The organism is Legionella sp. 16cNR16C (assembly GCF_021297775.1).
GTDB classification, from domain to species: Bacteria; Pseudomonadota; Gammaproteobacteria; order Legionellales; family Legionellaceae; genus Legionella_C; species Legionella_C quinlivanii_A.
This window is the reverse complement of sequence record NZ_JAJTMX010000001.1, coordinates 431,978-458,027: the sequence shown is the minus strand read 5'-3', so window position 1 is coordinate 458,027 and position 26,050 is coordinate 431,978. Positions and strand designations below refer to the sequence as shown.

Below are 26,050 nucleotides of genomic sequence, written 5' to 3'. Positions count from 1 at the left end.
GCTCGAGCAATACATTCCTATGCTATATTATTTAAAGAGCTTGTTTCATTGCTTTATTATCATGACCTGTCGAGCGGCTATTAGATGGGTCACGAGAGGCACACAAAAACCTCCAGTGATTCAATACATGCTTTTGGATAAGGATTTGGAATATATAATTTATCCCAAAGAATTTGTAGTATCTGATTTAAAATCCAATCTTAAATCTATTTTAGAGGAGTTAGAAACATGCTCTAAATCCGATGGATTAGAGGTGTATTATAAGTCCATAAATAAAGGATACGGCAAGCACCGCAGGGACTCAGGTCAATTTCATAGGTGGATAAACAAAATATTGGCGAAAAAAAAATTGCTAAAAGACAATAGTCGTCTGGCTTTTATATTAAAAAAAGACCAATTGCGTTTATTTAAAGATGCATTATCGTTATTGGACATAGACTGCAAGACGCGTGGTAATGCATATGTTACGCATCTCTGGGCCATTGGGTTAAAAGCCACACGAAGTAGAGTTACTATTGTAATCAAACAGATTTGGAAATCCCGCTTTTCTATTATTCGTATGAATCCAACACATGAGCGCAATTTCCAAGAATTCTATTCCCATTTGCTCTAAAGTAGATAATGTTGGGTCCTCTGGATTACAGTATTATTCTGCTCTTCAGGAAAAGGAAGTTAATTGCGATACTTAAGTGTTCTCTCTTGCTGCTTAGTTTGCTAAATTGAACAACAATATGAACCTCCTTCCCTACTTCTGGTAATCGCTACTCCGCTTCTAATTGGAGTATCACCCCATTTCACCTGCGCATTCATCTCTATATTAAGTGCACTTCATCGTTTCATTGATACCGAATCACAAACTTCCTAAAAAGTAGTCTTCAAAAAGATCAACAATCCATTTGAGGAGTAAACAGTTTTTGAAATTGAACATCCAAAATAAAATCATTCAGTTAGGTATATACCCTACTAATTTCATTTACTTCATCCATTGGTTGTTTTTCTGGTTCAGTTATATATTTAGTTGCGAAATAACAGTATATAGCTCCTGGAGTTGCCCCTATAAAACTGAACCACCTAACTCACCGCTAATAAGCTCCTGATATATTCTCTGGGAGCCATCATTTTTAGGATTATGACACAGCCGACAATAGCTTATTAGCCTGGGATGAAAATTAAGGATTGGAATGTGGCGATACACTTGCTTTAATTTTACTGGAGGGAATCCGGCATTACGCAAAATCATATGAATAATAAGCGTTTCTCGTTGTTTTTGCTCATTCATATAGGATTTGCAATTCGCATGAAACCTGTCTTTAGCGGCATTAAACGCTTCGGCCAATTGCAGTGTAATGGGTGGCCCGCCTAAGGCGCCTTGATAGGCGCTCGTTGCTTGAGGGTTATTATGATTAGAAGGATAAAAATCCAATAATGCCTCGGCGAAATGCAACAAATCATTTGCGAAATACGATGCATCGGGCACATTAATCCAGACTGATGGATAGTAAATGACTTCGTAACGCATCACCTGCCGCAAGAACTTCTTTAAAATCAGAAACTATCTCGAGTGCGCTACTCATAATTTATTGAGACCAGAAACAACCCTGGCTTTTTTCTAATCCGCAAAACTTAGGACACAGTTGATAGGTCTTTACCAAATTTTCCAAATGCCGTTTCGCGCATGCACACTGGGGAAAGCACCAAGTATAGTATTGTCTTCCCCTCGCCCGTCATTATCTGGGTTGCCCTGAATGCTTTGATAACTGGATGGATTGATTTGGAGTTGAAATCCCACCGGAAGCTTTCGCAGTAGCCCATAATTTTGCACGTATGGTCACTGTGATGGGATTCTGGTTTCCTTTATGCTGAGTAAATTAGAAGGATAGTCAACCCCGTAGTTCTACGGTATTTTTTTATCGCACCCTGGTTTAAAATAATCCTTCCCTAAAGATCCGTTGCAAAGTAAATTCACACCTCAGCACTTTAAAAGAGTCAGCCCACCATGAATGAAAAGAAAGAAAAAAACGATAACCAAACCCCTTTACGTGAAAATCTTGGAAAAGCCGCTGATGTCATTGCAGATTCTGCAAGGCAGGTTAACCGAAGTGCCAAAGCTGTTGGAGAAAGTATTCCTTATGTAGGAAAAATTTCAAGAGCGGCAACGGTTGTATCGGACGCTGCCAAAGATACCGAATACGGTTTTGGTGAAAGCCTGGTGTGCAATGGACTCAAGAATGTTGTCGAAGTGGGGGCTGGTGCGGGGGTCGTGACATGGGGGTTAGTGCGCGGAGCAGCTGTTGGTGGTCTTGCCGCTGGGGGGCCTGTACCCAATCCCTATGTTAAAGGAGCCGGCGCCATAATTGGGGGATTAACCGGGGCAAAATTAGCGTCTGACGCGGTTGCTCCAATCGTTAAGCCGCTTGGCGAAGTTACCCGGAATGTTTGCCATGCCACATTTGGCTGGTTAAACGGCCGAAATATGCCTGCATCGCCAAAAGCAGAGCAAAAGCAGGCAGCACAGCAACAGGCGTCAACGAACACCGCCCGTTATCAGGCGACTAATCTACATTCTAAAAATACCTCTTTCCAGCAATTCATCTGCACAAGTAACCAGTTTAATTTATCTTATCAGCCGCGTTATTTCGCATTTAATAATCTTTCAATGATGACCTGGAGTGCGCAACAACAGGCGGTCAGGGAATTTCAGTTGCGCTACGGGTTCATGTCGCCATCGATTGAGTCGGCGATTTACCGTGAAGTTTCTTTATCAACGTCTTCCTGGAATAGCGCTTATTTCCAAACATCGGGCTTGGCAGATTTTTCGCATGTGCTTATGGCAACCAATCTGGTCAGTAGCTTTAACGCGTATAATATAGTCAACAGAGTCTATTCTCAAATGGAGGCATCCGGGGAAATTGGCGGTGTCGCTTCTGAGGTATCCCTCATTGAGAACCTCCTCAACAGTGAGGCGCATGCAGTTACCGATCATTTCTATCTGTGCTTTCCCGAGGACAAAATGTCTGTTTCTGATGAGTGGTTTAATCAGGTTCAGCATGAACTTTACAATGCCTATCACAAAGAAAAGACCCTGCCGATTTTTAGTTTGCATATTAACCAAAAGGGTTTTAACTATCCCGTTTTGCCTAAGGCATTACAAGACACATCGGTCGGCAGGCTCATTGGATTCCTGGATTTCTGGCTGAAAGGCTATTTAAATGGCGGCATTTTTGATGAGGCGTTTTTAGAGCGATGGCATGAGCAGGAAAATTGTGATGATGCTTTTTTAAGAGCCAACATGATTGACCTTAAGAAATACTGCAAAGAGAAGATGCCGGGCCTTGCTTATATTTCATTGCGCGAGTTGGAAAGCCGTTATGGAGTACAATATAAATCAAGCGATTCTGCTTATCAGCAGCCTTTCATGACCTCATTTCGCATTATTTCCATACTTCCAAAAATCGAAACGATTGACAATATGCTGCTTCCCCATCCCGATATAAGGATTGAGTACAGTGTTGATTTAATGCCGGACTATAAGCAATATGTCGATTCCTATTTATTGGAACATGGAAAATATCCCCCGGAATATGAGAGCAATTTACGCTGCTATGAATTGTTTGCCCAGGAAGTGGCTGAAAAAATGCCGCAACTGCAGTTCTGTAAAGAGCTATTCAAGCGTTTAGGGATAATCACTGTACTGTCATATCTTTATGTAACCTTCGAGAAGATGGGCAAGCTTCCTCAGCTTCCGCCTTTAAAAGAGGCAGCTATTCATCCCCATTTCCCAAAATCTTTACCGCCAATTCCAGTTCGTCATTTTCAGACCTATCCTTTGAGCATTCAGTTTAATGAGATACTTGAGCGCTTCAGGCAGACAGAGGGGCGTGAGCAAAGCGATCAATTATTTTCCGAGCTTTTTAAATTTAAAAAAGCAGGGGCGCTTCCCAAGGGCATTGCCGAGAAAATGCAGGCAAGTGTTATTTCGCTGATTAAGGAAAAACTAAGCCCTAAGCTTCCGCAGGGTGAAGCAGTTGAGATTAATGAAGATGAGAGTGAGCGCATCACAAAAGCCGCGAATGATTACTTACTGAATAATATTCGCCAATTGCACAGCATCATTGAAAAAGCCGCTAACAAAATGGCCGCCGGCTTGACCAGGGAACAGCAAGCGATGGCCAAAGAAAAAGCATTGGCCTCGCGGATTGAATATATCATAGGCGCCATTACTCAAAAGCAGGCAATATTAGAGGCTGAATGGAAAAAAGATCCTCGGAAAGCACAGGACGGAATTCTTGCGGTAATTCCGGAAGACGCTCTGGTAAAAGACAAAGAGGAAAAATTAATCTCATTGCGGGCGAGCATACGCGATAATTTCAAGGCTATCCAACAAAATATGGACACTACGAAACAAGCTGCTATTTCTGAAATTAAACAGAAAAGCGAGTCGAATTTAGCCGATGATCTCGCAGAGCTGTCAAAAGCCTATGAGGCTGGATTGCAGGCAAATAAAGAGCGTCATGAGAAACAGGCTGCAGAAGCTTTTTCCCAACAAATTACAGCGCTTAAAGATCTTATTATCAAGCAGCTTGAGGAAGCAATAAAAAAAATCGAAGCCAACAAAAAGGCTCAGGTCGACGCTGTACCGGTGCATCTCCGTGCAGCTAATGAGGTTCAAATTACGGCGTTCATTAAAGGGGAGAACGACCGGATTGAAGGGATTCGACAGTCGATTGAGCAGGTTAAACTTGAAGCGAGCGAAACAGTTCCGGGGACAAGCCCAAATCCTGAAGAGGCTATACAATTATTGCGCACCAGAAAAACCGAGCTGGCAGCACTAATTAACCCACAAGTTGAAAAATTCATTAAAGAAGACAGCGAAAAATTAAAAGAAAAGTATGATGAGGAAATAATAAAATGTAAACAGCATTATACAAACCTTAACCAGAAACAGGCTAAAAATATCGAAGCGGCGGTAGCCGAAGACGTTATAACTGCTTGTTATCAGGAGGCATTAGGGCAGTTGGGGTATTATTTCGCCCATGAAATAAAACGACTTACCAGTTATCTGCAGAATATACAGCATCTCATTGATTGCCTGCTTTCTCACAAGGAAATCGCAGAAAATCCTGTCAGTAAGCAATACACCCACAGCTTCGTCTCTTTCACCAGCTCGGATTTAACACGAAAATATGTCGGCGGCTGTGCTCCCGAGCTTCCCAATATAAAAGCTGCTCCGCTGCCGCATGGGGAATTATTTGCAGAGTCACTGTCTGCCGCTTTTAAAGCGGGCAGACAGGACAAAGTCAGCTTTCAGTTCCAAGGGCAAAGCTATATTGCTTATCGATTAAGAGCCAAAGATTCTGAACTGGTGCTCGCTAATTCAGAGGAAAATGAGGCACTGGATACTCTGGCCGTGGAGGCGATTAATCGCATAAATAATGATGCCGCCCAGGCTGTGCATTTAAGTCAGGAAAGCTTAAAAACAATTGTTGACAGCAATGGCGCCACCCTGATGCACTATGCGGCAGTGTCCTTAAATCCCGCTATTTTAAAAACTATATTCCAGGCAAACGGTATAGAAGTGCTTCGACTGGCGGATAAAGCAGGTAATTTGCCGGTGCACATGGCAGCACAATCGGGTCATGTAGAAGCGCTGCGGTTAATGCTTGGCATTGCCCCTGATCTGGTGAACGCCAAAAACAAACGTGGACTGACACCGCTCATGCTGGCTGTGCAGCATGGTAAACAAGAGGTAATGGAAGCATTGCAGCTCGCAGGAGCCGATTTTAACTATGCGCTTCCCAATGGTCTATTTCCCTTGTTCATGGCGTTCCAGAAAAATTTCAGATCGCTTGCATTATGGATGATGGAGCATGTCCCTGGACTGGATCTCAATCAAATGATTGACAGCCGTATGACCAGTTTACACCTGGCCATTCAAGGCGGTGAAATAGAAGCAGCCAAAGAGTTGGTTCGCCGAAAAGCCCGGCCGGACATCCGCAGAAAATCCGATGGCTACACCGCGTTTCATTGTGCGGCGTCTCAGGGTGAAGTTGAACTGCTTCAAATCATGTTAGCGGCTAACCCGGATTTAGCCGTGGATATGCCTTTGGAGTCTAAAAAAACAGCCTTGCATCTTGCGGCACAGGCAGGACAGTTAGCTGCAGTTCAGTTTCTCATTGGAAAAGGCGCTTTAATCGATGCCCAAAACCTGGAAGGAGAAACCCCATTAATCCTCGCTATTAAGGCGGGACAGCTTGAAACAGCCCAATGGCTTGCTGAGCGGGCAGCTGTTAACCAGCCTAATCATAAAAAACAGACTGCTTCACAATTAGCTATTCAGTATGCGCTGCCTGCCGTTAGCGATATCTTGTTCAGGCGCGGTGAAGACTATCACGCCAAAGACAGAAATGGCTTTTCAAGTCTGTATTTTCTGGTGCGCAATGGGGATTATGCACGCGTCAGGCAGTTGCTTCGAAAGAATGTAAATTTCAGGGAGATGTATGAAGGCAATAGCTTAACAGCGATAGCGGCGCAGTTTGGCCATTTTCTCATTGTTTATGCTTTGCTTGAAAAAGGTGTTGCCTATAAAACATCTTCATCGCTGACTCTGCTTGATTGTGCAGTAATGGCTGATGAAATTGGTTATTTGCGGGATAATCTGCAAGAAGACAATGATATGACCGCTTTGAGTTTGAAGGCAATTCAAAATAGAGCATTTTCCTGCCTGGAATATTTATTCAAAAAAGGTCAAAAGAACTCTATTCAGACGTCTCTTTTAATAGCTGCGGCAATTGAAAGTAATGATGAAAAAATAGCTTCTTTGGTTTTCAGATACTGCAAAGATATCGATCAGCCGCTGGATACTGAGAGAAACTATCCAGTCCACATCGCGATAAAGACTGGCGCCCATCGTATTTTACCCTTGTTAAAGGAAAGGGCTTGTCAATTTGCAAGTGTTAACAGCAGGCAGCAAACGGCTTTTCATTTGGCTGTAAAACAGGACGATGCTGCGCTCCTTAAACGTTTGTTTAAATTAAGCCTGCCGAGTGAATGGCCGAAAGACTTGTTTGTATTGGAAGAAGTGTCTGCTGATATTCGTAAGCTGCTCAGTAAATATGAAAAGCGTCAATCCCCCTCTCGAGAGGCTGCTAAATCAAAAGGAGTTCCAGTTCAGCCCTCCTCAGCTCCCAGCAAGCCGCTTCCTACCCCTGTTCTTGATAAAAAGGGAAGGAAGGTTATAAAAAAATTCAAACTGCATCTACAAAAACTGCAATTTGATAAAGCATTGTCATTATTTAACAAAGAAAAAATTCTGTTGACGGCTTTCAAGTCCACAAAAGGGGCTTCTTTACTGCAACATCTTATCGCAAATACCTATCATCTGGCTTCACTTCAGGCAGGTGAAGAAGGCTTGGCCCTGGGTAATCTTGATTCCTCTTTGGAAAAATTGTTGGCCGCCTTAAAAAAGGATGGAGTCTCTCCTGGTTTGTTTAAAGGAGATAAAAATGTATTACGGGCGATTATCAATGCAAATGATGACGCAACGGCATGCTACCGCTTTGATGTCCTGGTCAAGTATTTTCCTGACTGCATTGCCGATTTAATTTCCGACAAAATCCGCGGCCTCAGTATGCTGCAGTTAGCTTCAGCAAAGTCACATAGCATGCTCTTTACCAAAATGGATGCGGTTTGCCGTAGTGCTGAAACATCGGATCATAATGGTTTGCATGAAGCCATAAAGGCCAATAAGTATGAACTGGTGAAACAGTTGCTGCCCTATTATGCGGTTAACCGCCCCAATCATAAAGGGCAGACTGCCCTGATGTTTGCAGCAGCCACCGGCAATGTCGCCTTAATGAACCTGCTGCTAAAAGAAGGGGCAAGAGTTGATCAGGTTGATTTAAAAGGTAATAGTGCCTTGCATTATGCCCTTGAGAAGCCCTCTGAGGCCGCCGCATTAACGCTTCTTCCTCTGATGAAAACACCCAATCAGAGCAACCGTCTGGGCATAACGCCAATGATGTTAGCTGCTGCCAAGGAATCGCTGCCTGTCTTGCGATACCTTTGCGAGTCGGGACATAGCATTTCCTCTGTTGATCAATCCGGAAACAACGCCCTTCATTATGCGGCGATGCTTGGAAAAGTAAAAAGTATTGTGTATCTGGCGAGGCAGGGCTTTGATTTAAATCAACCCGAGACACCTGAGGAGACTAAAAAACTTGAAAAAAGTGCGAGGCGAACCGCTTTGCATCTGGCTGCTTTGAATGGACATGTTAAAGCCGTACTTTGTCTGCTCGAGTTAAAAGCTGACCTTGAAAAAGAGGATAAGCATGGCTTTGGGGTATGCGAGTATGCCATTTATTCGAAGAATCAGGAAATGCTGGATTTTGTTAAATTAATTCCGCTTTATCATAGCAAAGAACGCAATCGATCGCTTTTGCATGCAGCTGTAACAAAAAATAACAAAAATGCATTGGCAGAGCTGATTCTGGACGATGTGGATCTCAATGTCCTGGATAAGAATGGGCGATCTGCTTTGCACTTGGCCTGTATTAACGATGCCAGGGACGCTGCTGCGCTGTTGCTCAAAGGTGGGGATCTTGTTCTCAATGATACTGATCGGCTTGGGTATGCGCCAATTCACTATGCTGCCCAACTTAATCATGTGGGTTTGATTGAATTGCTGGCTAAAGCGGGGGCAAATCTGAATCAACCAGCAAGCGGCAATGGCACTGCATTACACCTCGCTTGCCAGAATGGAAAGATGCCTGCAGTGCTGGCATTGATAAAGCATGGGGCTGATTTAAACCCCATCAATGCTCATGGTTTAACGCCTGCACAAACGGCTCTGGGTAAAGGGCATTTTAGAATTGTCAGGGCACTGGTGCAAGCGGGGGATAAAAGTATAAGCCCTGCAAGTTTTGCTCATTTACCTAAGGAGCGTAATGACGAGTTAAATCGCGCGTTTAGCCAATACCATGCAGTGTCTAAAGTGAAGGAAGGTTTAATGATGCACAGTTTTTATAAAAGCTTTCATAAGCCGATGCAGCCATCAGCTGAACAGTCAAAAACAAACGTCCCAAGCTAATGTTTTAAGAGAAAATACTAATGAGAACCCCTGAATCGTATCAATCGGCAACTTTTCAAAGTCAAAAAGAGGCAGTCCTGGATGAAGTGGATTATTTTTCGCATCAAAAGAAAGCAGAAATTTTTTTCAAGAATTTCCATACAGTGCCCTCCTGGCAGCAATGGAATCAGTTTTGCAATCATTTAAATGCCAGCCAGGATAAGACAGCCGAGAAATTTTTATTACAGGAGCTTGTTTTTCAATGTTTTGAGCAGCCTTTGGCTGTGAAGGAATTGGCGCAGCTTATCACCCTGGCTTCCTATTTTAAATCAGTTTATGGCCTTGAACTGTATCGAAGATTATTAGAGGCAGAAGTGCCAGATAGCGAACGCCGAATTGCCGATTACCTTGCTGTCATGCAATTACTGATTAATCTGCAGGATGTCAAAGGAATTTCTTCTCTGCTTAAGAGCCACCTGCCTGATCTACAGGCACTGCGCAAGGCTCTGCAGTCAGAATATGGTCTTTATCTGGAAAAGCGTTATCCCAACCGCGATATCGATACAGTTTTGGAGCGCTTTGCAACGGCTGATGAGTTTACGGCAAACCCCTTGCCCGCGGCAGTCCTACAGCGTTTTAAACCGGAATATCTTGGCATCAGGGCAAAGGCAAAAACACTTCAGGAATTGAGCCAGGATGCTTTGAAAACTTCATTTCTCGAAGCGGCAAAACGATTTCGTGAGCAACAGGATAATGAAGCCAAGCAAATAATGATTGCTGTAATTATCGAAACCCTGCGCCGCTTTTTTAAAATATCCCCTTACGATACTCAAATCATGGCCCTATTGGCTTTAATAGGTCAGGAAGAGACGGATATCAAGGGTTGGATTGCCCAAATCAGAACGGGCGAGGGCAAGTCGACTATCTCTGCCATGTTGGTTGCCTTTCTGGCGGGACAGGGGCATTTTGTCGATGTCATCACGTCTTCTTCGGTGCTGGCAATCCGCGATTACAGAAAGTATGCAGAGTTTTTTGAAGCTCTGGGAATATCCAGCTCCCACATCAGCCGTGTCGAGCAGAAGCAAGCGCATTTCCATGCACAGGTTTTGTTTGGTACAAATTGGGATTATGAATTTGCACAATTAAGAGACGGTCTGAATAAGGAAAAGTTACGGTTTTCTTACAATCTAAATGGAGAGCTTGTCCCTCGCACCCTCGACGCTGCGGTGGTTGACGAGGTGGATAATCTCCTGCTGAATACAACCGGTGCTGCCCGTATTTCCTATCCTGGAAAAGACGATTTAACCTGGATTTACGCGCCAATCCTGAAATTCACTATAGAAACTGTGAAAGCAGGCCGAATTACTCCAGAACATATTTCAAAACTAAGAAATCAACTGGGTATGGAATTTAACAGCCCCGCGTTTCTGAAGGAGTTACGCTCGCTATCGGATACTGCCCTCAGCCGATGGATTAAAAGCGCGCAAATTGCTTATTACTACAAGAAAGAAGGGAGAGATTATATTATTCAGGCGGATGACATTCGCATTGTTGATTATTCCAATACCGGAAGTATTAGTGAAGGATGCCAGTGGCAGCATGGTATCCATCAAATGCTGCAAGCCAGGCATCAACTGAAAATAACGCCTCAGTCCCTCATGGTGGCTTCCATTTCCCATCCTTCCATGTTTAATGAGTATCAATTGCTCTTTGGTTTAACAGGAACTATGGGAGAGAAAATTGAGCGGGAGGAAGTTCAGGATATTTATAAAATAAAGAGCTTCGATGTCCCGCCGCATTTTCCCTGCCAGCGAAAGACATTGCCTCCCAGAATTCTCGATGATATTCCTAATCAGTACCTGGCTATATATCAACGCATTCAGGAAATGCAGGCGCTTAACAGGCCAGTGCTGGTGCTTTTTGAAAGTATCGCTGAAACCGAACGATTTAATGCATATCTTGCTGAAAAAGGCATTAACAGCCAGTTGTTAAATGAAACCCAGCGGGAATCGGGCGAGTACATTATTGCGCGAGCCGGACAGGAAAGGATGGTGACGATTGCCACCAATATAGCAGGAAGAGGAACTGATATTATCCTGTCTCCCGGAAGTAAGGCAGCCGGCGGATTGCATTTTATTTTCACCTTTCATCCTGAGGATTCCAGAGTACAGGAACAAGGGGATGGGCGCTCTGCAAGGCAGGGAGAACCGGGCAGCTCGGAAATGATTTTACAAGCCAAAGATCCCAATATATTAACTTTATTAAGCAACCAATCACTGGATTCTTTAGTGCAGAATTGGCTCAAGGGGACAAATGAAGAAAAAATAAATTTTCTTCGTCAGCTAAGAAACGAGCAGACCGAAAGGCATTCGAAAGAACGCCGCTATAGTTCAAAACTGGAAACAATGCTCTACAGCGTATTGAAGGAGTTTTTCAGCAAACTGCAGGAAATTCGTGAGGATTTTGATACCCTGAGCCCGGAAGAGTGGCAGCAATCCTGTCAGATTAATGCAGCGCCTTCACAGGGAGATCCTTTAGTGCACTCCCCTGCCTGGCATTCGCTTTGCAACAGGGCCAGGATTTTGCTTGGTTATCACTCAGAAGGCAAGGCGGTCGATTGGTCCTCCTTCATTGAACAGTATAAGCAGCTTTTCATTGAATCGATTAACGAGGAATGGGCTCTTTTTTATAGCACACTGGACCATACTGTCCGGGATATGGATCTTAAACTGGCTCAAAAAACGATTCAGGAGAATTTCGCCAAACTGAACCTGGCAAGAATGAATAAAGAATCCGCCTTTGCAGGTCTTAGCCATCTATTGTATCAAGCCAGTCTTCCACAGGAGGAGGCACCGAAGAAAGTTCAGTCAGGATTTTTTTCGCTGAAACCGCGTGAGTTATATGATAAAGCAGTGGCTCATTATAAGCTGGAGGATTACCAAACGGCATTCAACTATTGTGTTGCTGCAAAAGAAAGCTATGAGCAAAACAAGGGATCCGATTTGGAATTAGGGTATTGCTATTCGGTGCTAGGGTCTTGTAATGCGAAGAAGAATCTGATTCCTGAAAGTATTAATGCATTTGAAAAGGCGCTTTCGCTATTTTATCCACTTAACAACAATAAAGAGCATACTGAATTATTGAAGCGTACGCAGAATAAATTTAATGATTCTATGAATCTTGGTAAATTTGATTTTAAATTTATTTATGACAAGGCAGTAAAAAATTATCAGGCGGAAGCTTATGTCGTCGCGGTGTATCAATTATTGTATTTAATAAGCTATTTTCCTGGACAGGCCAAAGACGAGCGTGCAATTTGCTACTCAACATTGGCGTCCTGTTACAATAAATTGAAACAAAGCGAAGAAGCTGATGCGGCTTGCATAGAGGGGATTAAGCTTGCTAAAGAGGCGGGTAAGTTACAGTTGGCGGGGAGGATTTCGGATAAGAAGGATAGCTTTGATAAGGTCCGTGTGTCGGGGGTGTCAGCAGGGTTGTGATGTTGTTGAGCATTAGGTTACCTTTTTCAAGAACGTATGCCTAAGCTTATACGGCGTAAACTCAAACTGTTCATGTTCTGGCAAAAATGCCAAACTTGCTTTAAAACCCGCTGACAGATTCGGTATATGTTACGAGTATTGATTCTATTCCCTGCCCTATTTACAAACAGAGGTTCGTTGGTAATCGCTACTCCGCTTCTAATTGGAGTATCCCCCCATTTCACCTGCGCATTCATCTCTCTATTAAGTGCACTTCATCGTTTCATTGATACCGAATCATATACTTCCAAAAAAGGAGTCTTCAAAAAGATCAACAATCCATTTGAGGATTGAATGGTTTTTGAAACTGAATGTCCAAAATAAAATCATCCAGTTTTGCATAGTCGAGCTGGATTTCGTAAATCATAACCCCTTTTTGATAATGAGCCAGGTGGAATGGAAGCTTGATATTGCCAACTTCCCGCCAATCTGATTCCAAGCGGTACTCTTCAGAACTGCCGATAGCATTCACTAACCCGGTTGATAAATCAAAACAATATGCACGCTTCGGATTTCCTTCGTTAGCTTGAATACATTGACTGTTCTCGGGTGCCCATGCCGGTGGGAAATCCATCATCTTAAACTTTGTGCACTCGTTTCTTATCCAAAGCAAGTCACGATTAGCGCGCTCTGCTGTGAGATGCATATATTGAATCAGGGCTTTGTCGTCAGTAAATTCATATTGATTGCCAGTCCATAGCCAAAAAGATACCCCATCAGTCCCCCTGTCGTATTCGATCCGTCTGCCTTTTATTTGCTCACGTAATTTATTGGGGTAAATAATATCGGTGTGATAGCAAAAGTTTTCTTTAGTACCTTGCTGATAAAAAGAAATCTGCCCGTATCGTGAGATAGATTGCATTTCCATCAAGGCATTTTCGCCACCACTAGCCTCTATATGTCGTGAAAGCAGTTTCTCAACTTGCGAATTATTTAGCATGCTCGCGATCCCTATTGAAGGGAGCAGCAACACAAGTGCAAGACATTTGATAAGAGATGGCATCATATCGATACGCATATAATGATGTTTGATGCTAACATAGAGGTGAGGCCCTTGATACAAGAGCTGAAATTTAGCACATAACTAACATGGAACTCAAATCAGATACACATCTTTTCAGTGAGTAATATGCCAACTTTTTCAGGAAAATATCTCCGATACTTAATTAAAATCTGTTACAATGCGGCGCTCGTCTAACCACTTAATTAGGAAAGCTGATGGAAGATTATGATGATAGCGATTTTGGTTATCAACCTTTTTTCACAAAAGAAACTCGCGATGAATTCACAGATAGCCCTCTCCCTTCTTTAATTAAAGAGGTTGTTTTAAGAGTTAAGGAGTCTTTTCGAGAGCCCAATCGATTTCAAAAAAGCACGCCGGTATCCTCTGAAAGAATAGCTATTCCAGGGACAAAATTATTTACCTCCGCGGGTCCTCAAAGGGATACATTAGATAATTTCATTGCAAACAATATCTACCCTTCTGAAAATCCAGTAAAAAAAATTATTGCCCTAGGGGTAACATTTTCTAGTGATAAACATCATTTTCCTGATTTTGCTGATTATTGTTTTACTGACGGGGATAGGTCATTTGCTTTGGCAGGAAAAAATTATCGCTTTACAGTCACTCGAAAAAGCGGCGAGGCTGAGTTTAAAACGAATCGGGTTTGTCCCAGCACTATCGCATATTCCACTTTAAGCTTCCCCCAAACCGATAATAGCGAAGCAAAAGATGTTGATGTCGTTTTAATTCCTATATCGGATGGCGGCTCACTTAACCTGGCAAACTGCTGGCATAGCCATCCTGTTCTTGATGGTGAAGTGCTTAAAAAGGCGATTTGGGAGATCTATGAAGATAGTTTAATTAACAACACCGTAATTCACTGTAGCGCAGGCAGAGGGCGAACAGGGTATTTTCTCATGAGTCTTATGCTTTTAATGAATTATGACACGGTGTTTGCCAGTGAGAATGTTGCCGATATTACCAGCGAAGTAATGAAAATATATAAAATGCTTCGCGAAATAAGTCCGCTTTATATGCTGCGCGACAATCAATTAGGGAATGCTGTTTGTACCAGCTACCTCGCCCATCAATATGGTATGGAACTTCAGGCGAAAGCAAGAAATGAAGCGACTACTCAATGCGAGACCACTGAAGCCACTCCCCTAAGGCGAAGTGCGTCATTTGGCGATATGAAACAAAACGTAGCCATCCTCGCCAAAATGGGAAGTGTATACACCGCAGTAGTTCCTGACGAAGAGGAAAAAAACAGCCATACCTTGGAATTGAAATAAGGGCCTTCGTAAACATTTTGCCTAACGAGCTCCCGCAAAACTCTTGCGGGACCTGGCAATCCAACTCAAAATTAGTCCGATCAAACTCCCTGATATTACCAGGGTACCTCTTTGAAACGATAGTCAGAATAGCTCCGGCAGGGATACCAGTTCAAATCGATCATCCAGAGAATGCATTACATCTTTAATCACGCCATCCGCTTCGTGAAGATCTCTTAAAGAATACCCGACCGTAATATGAGGATGAAAATGTCTCGGATTCCAGGCATCTTTATTACCTCCATTTTTGACGAATTCTTCATAAATTAATTGCCGAATTTTCAATAAATTTATAGATTTTACGATAAGAAAATACGTTTCTTCTGTTTTATCATTAATGCTTGCGACACCTCTTCCCAACCCCAAAATCTTCACATCCGAGTTTTGAATGCTATTCTCTATGGCAATCTCTTCAATTCGTTCTATGCTGACAAACTTCTTAATGACTTCGGAGTATTCTGGCGGTGTTACCACCGTGATATGTGCTTCACCATCTTCATTCCACCCTGTGAAAAATCGCAAGGGGTATTGCAGATAGCTTGAGAGTTCCTCTCGTATTGATTTAACTGGCTGGTATTGAATATTCATCGCGATCGCAGTATCGAAAGGACCTGATCCCCGATGCGATTCAAAGGGAAGACTGCTATTAACATAAATATTTTTTGAAAGAGAGATTTGTTCGGCTGCGTATCCATTCATACTAGCGAGAAGTAATACACCGATAGATATTATTTTAAATATTAAATTCAACATTCCCTGTTTCATAAGTTTTTCTGTAATTGTTTACTCGGTATGGGATACTAGCAGAGGCTTATAAAGCAGTCGAGCAGCTAACAAACAATTTGATTCATATGTTCTGAATTCATATTCTTGCAGGTTTTACAAAAAGATTAGAATATGAAACAATGTCCATTTTATTATCAGCGTGTCAAATAAATGCAAAGAGAAAATCACCCTATCGCTAAGAAAATACCCGAGCAATTCTGGTTTAATAAGTTTCAGCTCAAAATAACCTGGAATGATGACCAGCTTATTGGAAAACCCTTTCAAGAAACAACTCGTCTTGATTTTCCAGAAGATGATGTTCAAGCTCTCATATAACTAAGAATATTTTATCCCGATTTACAACTGTCCGACTATATGCGTTTCGCACAGGACACACTGGGTTTATCTCAGCAGAAAATCTTTACCATCAGCGCCATTATGGGATACCTGGATGTCTTGCAAAAAATTAAAGACCAATCGCCTGATGAATTTCTAATTCTGATACAAAACAAAGAGTATGAGGCTTTTTGCTGGGCGGCAGCAAATGGTCATCAAAAAATTATCGATTGGCTAGCCAGTGAAGCGCCGAATGACTTGTCATCAATGATTCGATCCCAATCCTATGACGCCTTTGATTTTGCAGCTAAGTCTGGTCATTTGCATATTCTTGAATGGATGCAGAGAAAAGCACCGGCGTCACAGTGAATGTAGTACTCTTTGATTCCTTTTTCTTCGAAGCATGCTGAAATCTGATTGATATCATCAATCGCCCCCTTAAACGTCGTACCTATATTTAAATTTAAAATAACAGGACGCGTAGAATCCAGTTCATCATAAAGTTGCTGATATACCCTACCTCTGGGGCCTCTCATCAAATATCGAAATGGCTGTCTTGCGATCTGACATCATGAAATTTCTATGCTAGGCTTTTAGGTTCCCCATTAATAATCGATTAAGGAAAATCACTTATGAAGAAACTTATCTTATCACTTGGCTTGTCTTTGTTACCTGTGTGTAATATCGTTTTTGCAGATACTGATAATCAAGTTGGTGTAGATAATCCATTTGGTTCAAACGTAATCATCTTCGATCCCTCTATGCCCGCCAGTGAAATCAATAACAGGATTCTTCAAATCTACAATCAGCAAAATAATCCTGCGAACAGCTACTCTGTTGATTTCTCTGATAATCGCTATGCGTTTATATTCATGCCGGGAAAATACGGCACTGCTTCATCACCAGTTGATGTGCGTGTTGGAGTGTATACCTCCGTTGTCGGTGCGGGACAAAAGCCCGATGATGTCGTCATAACCGGTGCCGTGCGTACTCAGGATAGACCCAATCTGGGTGGAGTCACCACCGTATTCTGGCGCTCAATGGAAAATCTTGCAATTATTCCTACCCTGGGCTCTCTTACTGATGGCTCTATTCCTAAAAACCAGAATGTCTGGGCGGTCTCTCAGGCATCACCAGCAAGACGCATTCACGTAATGGGCGATTTGCGTTTAAATGATGTAAGCTGGTCAAGCGGCGGCTTACTTGCAGACTCACGGGTGGATGGAACCATTTATTCAGGTACACAACAACAATATCTGACAAGAAATACGCAGTTTAAAGCCTGGAATGGCAGTAACTGGAACATGGTGTTTGTGGGTATTACACCGGGAAGTCAGATACCTGCGGGTAATTGGCCCAATCCACCTTACAGTATCATTGATAAAGTGCCTTTGATTAAAGAAAAACCTTATTTGGTATTTGATAAACTTACCAATCAATTCGCACTAAATGTAAGAACGCGCAGGAAAAATGTTTCCGGTACTGACTGGCATATTGCAGGCAAAAACCTGCCGATATCGTCATTTTATATGGTAAAACCAGGGGATAGTGCAGCTTCAATCAATGCAGCTTTACGACAGGGAAGCAATCTTTTCATCACCCCAGGCGTCTATCATTTAACAGAAACCATTAATGTCACGAGAAAAAATACAATTATATATGGGATGGGATATCCGACCTTCGTTTCCGATACAGGCAAACCAATCATGAATGTTAGTGATGTTGAAGGCGTTCAGCTAGCTGGCTTTATGATCGATGGTGGTCCTGTTTCGGCCCCTGTTTTACTACAGGTAGGTGCCTCAGCGAACAATACAACCCATGTTGATCCTGTTTTCATTGATGATGTGTATTGTCGTGTAGGTGGACCCAATAACTACAAGAGCACCGCTGGAAGCTGTATGGTTATTAACAGCAATGATGTCGTTATTGATAACACCTGGCTATGGCGTGCAGATCATGGCTCGAATGTGGGCTGGACTCAAAACGCCGGTGATTATGGCATTATCATTAATGGCAATAATGTCAAAACCTACAACCTTATGTCCGAGCATTTTGAAAAATACAACGTAGTATGGAATGGAAATGGCGGAATAATGTATGAGTTTCAATCGGAGCCTGCCTATGATGTTCCCAGCCAGCAAGAGTGGATGGATGGAAATATTAATGGCTACGCCGTTTATAAAGTGGGAAGCAATGTGACTACTCATACAGCGATTGGTTTTGGTGTCTACACCAATTTTAAAAACGCTATTTGGATGGACAGTGCCATTTTAGCTCCCAAAGTACCGGGGGTTAATTTATCGCATATAATTGGCTTTTGGCTGGGTGCGAATGGTAACTCAGGTTATAGACATTCAGTTAATAACGATGGCTGTGGTGTAAGTCAGAACAGCAGACTTTGTCATTATTCCAAGTGGCAGTGAAGTACCTGACTTTAGAAATCTTCAGGCTGACTCTCAATTCGATCCGAGTCAGCCAGAACAACCCAATCAGGCTTATGCCCATAAATCAGTAATCTAACTGCTTCTTTTTTTGATATATACTCAAGATAACCGCATCGGCCTGGATAGAATTACCTGTTATTGAAAGGGATACAATGAGTCTTTTTAAATTTTATCAAAGCTTATTCAGATATCAGAAAAAACAGCCTGTATTGTTTTCACTTTTATTTATCTCCGTCATCCTTTCGGTAGTGTTTCAATGCATTCAACCTGTGATCGTCGAGTGGTTAATTAATGATGTTTTAAAAACAAACAGTATTTCTCTGTTAGCGCTGACGATGTTTCTCTTACTGGCTAACTATATCCTTTTTATTTTTGCTTTTCTGATGCGCACAAAAATTCTGTCCACTATGGGGGCAAAGATTATCAGCCATTTGAGATATAAAATGTTTGTTACTCTTCAGAATTTAAATCTGACTTCCTATTACAAAAAACAATCCTCTCCTCTGATCTCCTATTTTAGTGAACATCTTGCACTTATTGAAAGCACTACCCTGTTCTCAACCTGGAGTATTTTGAGTGATGTTTTACTTTGTTTTATTGCAGGAGCCCTTCTGTTTTATTTTGACTGGATTATTGCTCTGATTATTTTACCCAGCCTGGTAATAATTCTGGCGCTGCCACGTTTCTTTTTCAGAAAAACCGCGCAGGCAATAAGCGATAAACAAAAAATGGATGCCCAAATACTGGATAACATTCAAGAAAATATTAGAATGCAGGACGTAATACGATTAGAGCTTTTAAAAGAGTTCAAAAAAAACAAATTTAAATCCTTTCTCACACAATCAACAGAAGCAAATTATAGATATAACATCAACTTAGGTCTTTCCAGTGCCTCTTTGCTAATTGGCATCAATTTTTCCATGCTTTTGATTTATATTCTGGGAGGAATCCTGGTATTTTTTCATTTATTAAGCCTGGGCTCGTTTATTGCATTTATCCTGTTATTCAGAAACTTTTTATCATCAGTGAATAGCATCAGCAATACCTTACCTGTCATTATGCGCTGCGCCTCAAGCTTGAAGATCATTGAGGATTTACTGGAGATGGAAGAAACATCCAGTAAAGAAGTTTTTCTTCCACGACTTCAGAAAGGAATTTATATAAAAGACGTTGCCTTTAATTATGATGACAGAATCGTCCTGAAACAGGTTAATTTTGAAATTGCAGCAGGAAACTTTCTAGGGATTGTTGGCCTGAGCGGCTCAGGTAAAAGCACCCTTTTAAAGCTTATTCTAAAGGAAATTACTCCTGCTTCAGGCACTATCATTTTTGATTCAAAGGATTATCGGGATTTCCCTCAGGAATCATTGCTTGCTCAGACTTCGGTGGTATTACAGGAACCCAGGCTTTTTGAGGGAAGCATCCTGGAAAACATCAGAATGGGTCGTTTGGACGCATCAGAAAATGAAATTATTGAGGCCGCAAAACAAGCTGGAATTCACAATGAAATTATGCAGCTTCCTGATACCTATAATACGCTTATAGGCCCTAAAAACTCCGATCTTTCTGGCGGCCAGAAACAAAGGATCTGTATAGCCCGCGCACTGATTGCCAACCCTGCGATTCTTTGTCTGGATGAAGCAAGCTCGGCCCTGGATCCTTTTTCTTCTTCACTAATCGATGAAACCATCGATAAATTAACCGGCTTGCATACAATTATTTCGATAACACACAGGCTAAGTTCGGTTGTCAATGCTGATTTGATACTGGTTATGAAGGAAGGTGAAATTGTGGAATCGGGTAACCACAGCACTCTGGTTAATCAAAATGGATTTTATAATCAGCTATGGAATAAACAAAAAGGCTTCACCTTAATGCCGGAACAGGGCTTTGTGCGAGTTAATCCTGCATGGCTTGAACACATACCTCTTTTTGCGGAATTCGATAAAGAGCTCATGGTTGACATTGCGAACAACATGACTACCGAGCGATTTGACAGACATGAAATTGTGTTTAAACAAGGTGAACAAGGGGACAAGTTTTATATTATCGCTATCGGTATGGTTGATGTGTATTCTATTGAAGATGGCGAAGAAATAATCATCGCAAGTTTAAGTGATGGCGACTTTTTTGGAGAAGTCGCCTTGCTTTATAATTGTGAGCGAAATGCCACTGTCAAAACAAGTTCGACTTGCCTGTTTTTGTCTCTGTCTTCCGATGGTTTTTATAAAATTATTGAACATTTACCGAAAGAGAAAAAGGACTATTTGCTTGAGAAGGCCTATGCTCGTTTGAGCGGCGAACAAAAATTAAAAAACATCCATGCTCGTTTTACAGTTTAATAATTCCTGGGCTTAGTACATTGCTCTTGTTCAAAGTAAGCATTCAATATAATGCTGCTAAATAGGACAGACAAGTTATTTATGGAACTTATTTTTCATTTATGAAAAAATGACGTCTTTTAAATGGAGTAAGGACAAAATTAAATGAAAAATAGTATGTTTAAACAGGAGCAAGCCACTTCCTCACCCGCGATTAAGCATGTGATTGACTTGCAAGGATTTGAAATCAGCTCGAAACAAAGGCCAGTACCCGCCCTGCCTTCAATAACTGAAGAGTTATTGCAGAACTTACAGAATCACTTGGGAAATAAGTTTGTGGCTGAGGAGCTGATTAATAAATTGCCCAAAGTCGACCTCCATGTTCATGGAGAAGCCGGATTCATAACGGTTAGAAGAGCAAGGGAAATTGCCGCAAGAAATGGTCTTCAATTCCGCGAAGATCTTGTTCATGAGAGCGGTAACCTGTTTAAATATCGAGGGGTAGAAGACTTTCAAGGCTTTCTCGATGATTTTTTTGAAATTTCCGATTTTATTAGAACACCACAGGATATCGAGGACATTGCCTACGATTTTTACAGATATTGCTATGAAAATAATGTTATTTTCGCCCTTCCCGGCATATCCTGGGTCCAGTGCAAAAAATACATGAGTTTTACTGATTTTAATCAGGCTTACAACAGAGCATTAGTGAGAGGCATGCAGGATTTTGGCGAGATTAGTGTTTTAAGACTGCGTTATTATCAGGAGCGCCACCACTATCCAGAACCATTTAATGAGATTTGGAAAGATCTTAAAAATTGCCCTAATGGATTAATTACAACAATAGGCCTGGCTGGCAATGAAGGGCCATTTCCGTTTGAACTATTCAAAGAGTTTTACAAGGAAGGCAAAGAGCTTCGCTTATCAGCAGAAAACCCAGCCTGGTATTTTACGGCGCATATGGAAAAATCCTCGGATGCGAAGATTATACTGGAATCGACAGAACTTCTTGATTGGGTAGCACATGGGCAAAATAGTGCTGATGAGGAGGAGTACTTAAATATAATGAAAGATAAGGGCGTAACGCTTGAAAGCTGCCCTATCAGTGATATTACAGTATATCCTAATGAAATTCCTGGTTTGGATAGACACAAGCAATTTATAAAGTTTCTGGAAAAAGAAATAATCTCATTGAACTCGGATGATCCGGCATTTTTTGGTGGAGTTGACCGCGTATATCGGCAAGTTTTCGCTGCCAAACTGGCTGATTTGCAGCAATTGCTGCAATGTACAGTGAATGGATTATTACCTGCACAGCATGCAACCCAGGAAGAGCTCAAACAAAATCAACCTGTTTTTTATCAGGATCAGCAACGCATCGCAATGGCAGGATTGTTGAAAGTTCAGTTTTTCCAGTATTACTGCATGATGCTTCCCGCATTACTCAACTTATCCTCCGAAAGTGCGAAAAAATTGTTTGCAATTAATTTAAAAACTTCAGAAGCAAGCCTGGCTGAATTTTTGTCTGAGTTTCGCCCTGTAGCTGATCAAAGCATCTCGAATGCGCTCTCTGGAATGCTCCAATGTAAATGCAAAATCCGCGGCCTTAGTCAGGCTATCCTCCAGACAACAGTCGATCTGCATAAAATTTATATTCAAAAATGCGAGAATGCAAAAACCAATCAGGATGATAACGAGGCTGATGACAAAAATGACTTTGGCCATGCAGTTGCATCAAGCATTCTTTGCTTGAATGGAATGCTTTCATAACATAGAAGATAACCGGTCCCCACTGGGGACCGTCTTAATCAGTAATCGTACTTCTGACTTTGACTGAATCCTTAAAGCTGTAGACTGTAATAGGGAACCGAGCCCTTCTCTCGTTGATAAGCCACAAGCTGATCGATTCGCTTTGTTTCTTCTTCATTTAGTCCGCTCTGTTGTAGAAGATTTTGTTGCAGAAAACTATAACGATTTGATAATTCACTGGCGTGCATTATTTGCTTTGCCAGCAATACCTTGTTTAATTTATTTTCCTGTATCTCCTCATCGCTGAGTTTTCTTTTCTTACCAAAAAGAAGAAAGGTTCTTGATGCGGTTTTCACAGAAACGGTTTCCCGAGACGCATTTTTTATTCTTAATTGCTCTTGCGAAGAAAATTTGGAGTTTAAAGGCTGTGTTGTTTTTATTTTACAGTAGCGATCGAGTTCATCAGGATCTTCAAAATTTACCGGTTTTGCTGTCTTATCTTTCGCTTCAGAATTCTCTTCCCGCACTCTTTTCAAATCAGCAAGGCTATTGCTGAGTATGTTACGCGTGTTTTCGTTTAGAGAGTTCACTCTGGCCTGCAAACTCCTAAGTTCAACATACACTGCAACCCTCATATGTCGGCAAGCCTCTCGCTGTCTTAGATTGAGAGTATTGTTTCGTAAAAGCAGATCGATTTTTGATAAAGTTTTCTTTAATCGAAATATCTGAAATGGAATAGTCTCTGCTTCCTTGCATTGCCGCTCAAACCAGGCATCAATACAAGACTGAGAACAGGATCCCATTTTCTGATGTTTTATCTGATGATCATCATCCAGTAATCGCCCCTGTCTTTGTAATTCGGATAATGGCTGCAGCATATTTTGTAAACCGGTTTTAATATCCGGTGCGGTGGTGATTCTAGGCGCTAATAACTCTGGCATTAACGAGCCTGTTACCAGCTCATCGATGTCAATTGGGCTTGTTTTTTTAGCGGGGCTTTTATCCAGGCCAAATACATTGTCTACAATTGAGGTTAGCCAACTATAACTTTTCTGGACACCATACCCGGTATTAATAAACAGGAAAACTGAAGAATCCTTCTCAAGTTTTTCCACTTCAAACAGAGTCGCATGCCCTCCCTGAGTAGAGGCAAAACCGTGGCTAAAAAGGGCAGACTCCCCAGGACAAAGATTATCAATTTTTTTAATCGCCTCAAATGTCATTTCATCATGCAATTGTTCATTAAGCGTTTGTACATCCTGATGACGTCCATTTTTGATAAGATACTCTGTTTGCGTACGATGTCTCAAAACTCGTCCTTCCTGCTCCTCACAACTCTTGAGCTGCACCGCTATTCGCTTGAGTCGGAGCTGGATCTCAGATTGCTCGGGCAAGGTGCTGATATAATCATTTAAATCTGAAACATAATCACGATAAGCGGTAACACTGGCATTTCCTTCCAGGTAATCGGGTACGTCTGTAACGGAAAGTAAAGAGCGATGCGACAAATTCGATAACTGCCTGTCGATATCTTTTTCACTATCCACAAGAGAATCAATTTGCTCGTCCACAATGGATAGCACCCATTTATCCAGGAAGTCAAAGCTAAACTTCATCTTTTCCAAGCTTTGAATTTGTTTTTTTAATGACTTATTGAGTGAGAGAAGTCGAGATTCATCTTTCGGGACCCAGCCAAAGAAGTAGAAAATCTTCTTCCACCAGCTTTTTTTACTGTAAATTTGCGTATCATAGAAGTCATTGTTTTTTTCGAGAATTGATTTTAGAAAATCAATTTGCGCAACAAGGCTTTTCTCCTTATTTTTTTTATAATCTGTATGAAGTGTGCGTGCTTCATCGTATATGCTATGCAGGGTATAGCTTTTGTTAGGCTTTTGCATGAAATTTTTTAAATTTCGGCGAGATACTAAATTGTAGTGAACTGACATGAAATAATCGGATGATGCTATTTTTGACATATTGTATAATTTGTCTAGCATGATGCCAAGCTATAGAAATTAGTAATTGAAAAACTTGAAATAAAATACAGACGCCTTGAAACAAAGCCCCATAAAGTATAAAATAAAGCCTATTTGATTTATTTCCGATACCAATGCCAAACAATTCTACTGAGACCATGCCTGTACCTGGCGATAATCCAAACGATAACATTTCTAAACACAGATACGCTGGCAGCCAGTTACAGGGGGGGCGTGCTTACCAGGAAGATACTGCCGCCTGGTTTAAATCAGACTCCGCTTCTTTGGACTTGACACCCCTGCAGATTGGCCAGCGTCTATGGACTGCTTATCGGCAAATTGACGCTGAAATACTTAGAGATAAAACACTTGAACAAGTCGGTTCAACCGCAGTTACAACAGTGATTAAAAATAATTTCCTGATTACCGCACTTCTTGCAGATGCTGCAGCATTCGCTGCTGTTTATAATGAATCTGGCGAAGTGATTGATGTCTACAGATTAAATGCGAGAGAGCACAAGCCCGAGCTCGAAAGAGCACGTATAATGGAATTCGAAGATTATTATGTTTTAAATGGCCGAGTTTGGGGCAGACTTGCCGTTTCCAGAGCAATTGGCGATGCCTTTTTTCTACCTGTTATCGCCGATTCAGACATTTCCATTGTCGACTTGTCCAATATTCCCGCAGGATATTCAGTAAAATTAATTAGCTGCTCAGACGGCTTTACAGATGGAGCACGCAAGCAGGTAAAAACGCTGGGCGACGTTAAAAAGGCTCAGGAAAACTATCTGAAGGAAGCAATCGCCGCTGCTGGTAAATCAGAAACCATTTCAGAAGGCCAACTTTCTGATCATCTTGCTTACTGGGCTATCACAAATGGATCTAGCGACAATGTGACCGTCGCAGTGCAAACCGTTAAACGGCCAAATGAGGTGCCTGGTTTTATGGGCATGAGCGGTGTGTACGATGGCCACGGTGGACAACAGGTCTCGGCTTACATAGCTGCTCGCATCCAGGATAAACTGGAAACCCTTTTCGCAATGAGTGAAGAGGACTATCAAAAACTTGAAGACAGCGCATTTTCTCAGGAAAAAGCTTTTCTCCGCGACAATACAGATCTGAAAGTATTTGATCTGAATACCCGATTGAAAAAGCCAGAGCCTGTTAGCGAAACCTCCGCAGCCTCCGATGCAGAAAAACTATCCGCACCAGGTAGCTCCGGTTTCTTCGAATCGAACAGTTCACCAAAAAAAGGATTAAAAAGGACAGTATCGATATTGGACTTAAAGACGGTAATAACGGATACAGGGAATACAAGAGATACAGAAGATGAGCAGCGCAATAAAAAAGCAAGGCGGGATGACAGCTCATCCTCCAGTTTTGTACCGTGATAGAGACGGGTAGCTTAGTTCAGCTGCGATGACTCACTTTACCTGTCGTCATTGCGAACAAAGTGAAGCAATCCAGATCGAAGCTTGAGCAAAGCAAGGAACTGGCTTGCTTCGCTAACGCTCGCAAAGAC

General features: G+C 41.8%; 14 protein-coding genes. 10 read left to right on the top strand and 4 right to left on the bottom strand.

Features of this window, described 5'->3' with window-relative positions; translation table 11 throughout:
- Positions 1–127: 127 nt before the first annotated feature.
- On the top strand, positions 128–613 hold the full coding sequence (locus LXA66_RS02130; RefSeq protein WP_233011715.1) for a hypothetical protein: 486 nt from the start codon (positions 128–130) through the stop codon (positions 611–613).
- 441 nt (positions 614–1,054) lie between these two features.
- On the opposite strand, the gene LXA66_RS02125 is transcribed toward LXA66_RS02130, so the two are convergent.
- Positions 1,055–1,519 (bottom strand): hypothetical protein, encoded by a 465-nt coding sequence (locus LXA66_RS02125; protein ID WP_233011714.1) that lies wholly within the window; start codon positions 1,517–1,519, stop codon positions 1,055–1,057.
- A 477-nt stretch (positions 1,520–1,996) separates the two neighbouring features.
- On the opposite strand from LXA66_RS02125, the gene LXA66_RS02120 reads away from it, so the two are divergent.
- Complete coding sequence (locus LXA66_RS02120; protein ID WP_233011713.1) at positions 1,997–9,085, top strand: ankyrin repeat domain-containing protein; 7,089 nt, start codon at positions 1,997–1,999, stop codon at positions 9,083–9,085.
- Positions 9,086–9,105: 20 nt separating this feature from the next.
- Positions 9,106–12,564 (top strand): hypothetical protein, encoded by a 3,459-nt coding sequence (locus tag LXA66_RS02115; RefSeq protein ID WP_233011712.1) that lies wholly within the window; start codon positions 9,106–9,108, stop codon positions 12,562–12,564.
- Between the two features lie 310 nt (positions 12,565–12,874).
- Here LXA66_RS02115 and LXA66_RS02110 read toward each other — a convergent pair whose 3' ends face one another.
- Positions 12,875–13,543 (bottom strand): hypothetical protein, encoded by a 669-nt coding sequence (locus tag LXA66_RS02110; protein WP_233011711.1) that lies wholly within the window; start codon positions 13,541–13,543, stop codon positions 12,875–12,877.
- Between the two features lie 278 nt (positions 13,544–13,821).
- Between LXA66_RS02110 and LXA66_RS02105 the strand changes: the two genes are divergently transcribed.
- Positions 13,822–14,898 carry a protein-tyrosine phosphatase family protein gene (locus tag LXA66_RS02105; protein WP_233011710.1) on the top strand — a complete coding sequence of 359 codons (1,077 nt, stop codon included), beginning with the start codon at positions 13,822–13,824 and terminating at the stop codon, positions 14,896–14,898.
- A 123-nt stretch (positions 14,899–15,021) separates the two neighbouring features.
- On the opposite strand, the gene LXA66_RS02100 is transcribed toward LXA66_RS02105, so the two are convergent.
- Entirely contained in the window at positions 15,022–15,690 is a 669-nt protein-coding gene (locus LXA66_RS02100; protein WP_233011709.1) for a 2'-5' RNA ligase family protein, read from the bottom strand.
- A 183-nt stretch (positions 15,691–15,873) separates the two neighbouring features.
- Here LXA66_RS02100 and LXA66_RS02095 point away from each other — a divergent pair, with 183 nt between their 5' ends.
- From LXA66_RS02095 to LXA66_RS02075, 5 genes are all read left to right on the top strand, one after another.
- On the top strand, positions 15,874–16,038 hold the full coding sequence (locus LXA66_RS02095; protein ID WP_233011708.1) for a hypothetical protein: 165 nt from the start codon (positions 15,874–15,876) through the stop codon (positions 16,036–16,038).
- Positions 16,039–16,077: 39 nt separating this feature from the next.
- Positions 16,078–16,407: an ankyrin repeat domain-containing protein gene (locus tag LXA66_RS02090; RefSeq protein WP_233011707.1), complete on the top strand. Its 330-nt coding sequence runs from the start codon at positions 16,078–16,080 to the stop codon at positions 16,405–16,407.
- Between the two features lie 263 nt (positions 16,408–16,670).
- The gene (locus LXA66_RS02085) at positions 16,671–18,461 is read left to right on the top strand and encodes a hypothetical protein (protein ID WP_233011706.1); all 1,791 of its coding nucleotides are present in this window, start codon (positions 16,671–16,673) and stop codon (positions 18,459–18,461) included.
- 173 nt (positions 18,462–18,634) lie between these two features.
- Positions 18,635–20,824 (top strand): ATP-binding cassette domain-containing protein, encoded by a 2,190-nt coding sequence (locus tag LXA66_RS02080; protein WP_233011705.1) that lies wholly within the window; start codon positions 18,635–18,637, stop codon positions 20,822–20,824.
- Positions 20,825–20,968: 144 nt separating this feature from the next.
- Positions 20,969–22,573: a hypothetical protein gene (locus LXA66_RS02075; protein ID WP_233011704.1), complete on the top strand. Its 1,605-nt coding sequence runs from the start codon at positions 20,969–20,971 to the stop codon at positions 22,571–22,573.
- A gap of 71 nt (positions 22,574–22,644) precedes the next feature.
- Here the strand turns inward: LXA66_RS02075 and LXA66_RS02070 are convergent, their stop codons facing one another.
- Positions 22,645–24,528, bottom strand: coding sequence for a hypothetical protein (locus tag LXA66_RS02070; protein WP_233011703.1), 1,884 nt, complete (start codon positions 24,526–24,528; stop codon positions 22,645–22,647).
- Between the two features lie 134 nt (positions 24,529–24,662).
- Here LXA66_RS02070 and LXA66_RS02065 point away from each other — a divergent pair, with 134 nt between their 5' ends.
- Positions 24,663–25,919, top strand: coding sequence for a PP2C family serine/threonine-protein phosphatase (locus tag LXA66_RS02065; protein ID WP_233011702.1), 1,257 nt, complete (start codon positions 24,663–24,665; stop codon positions 25,917–25,919).
- Positions 25,920–26,050 lie beyond the last annotated feature (131 nt).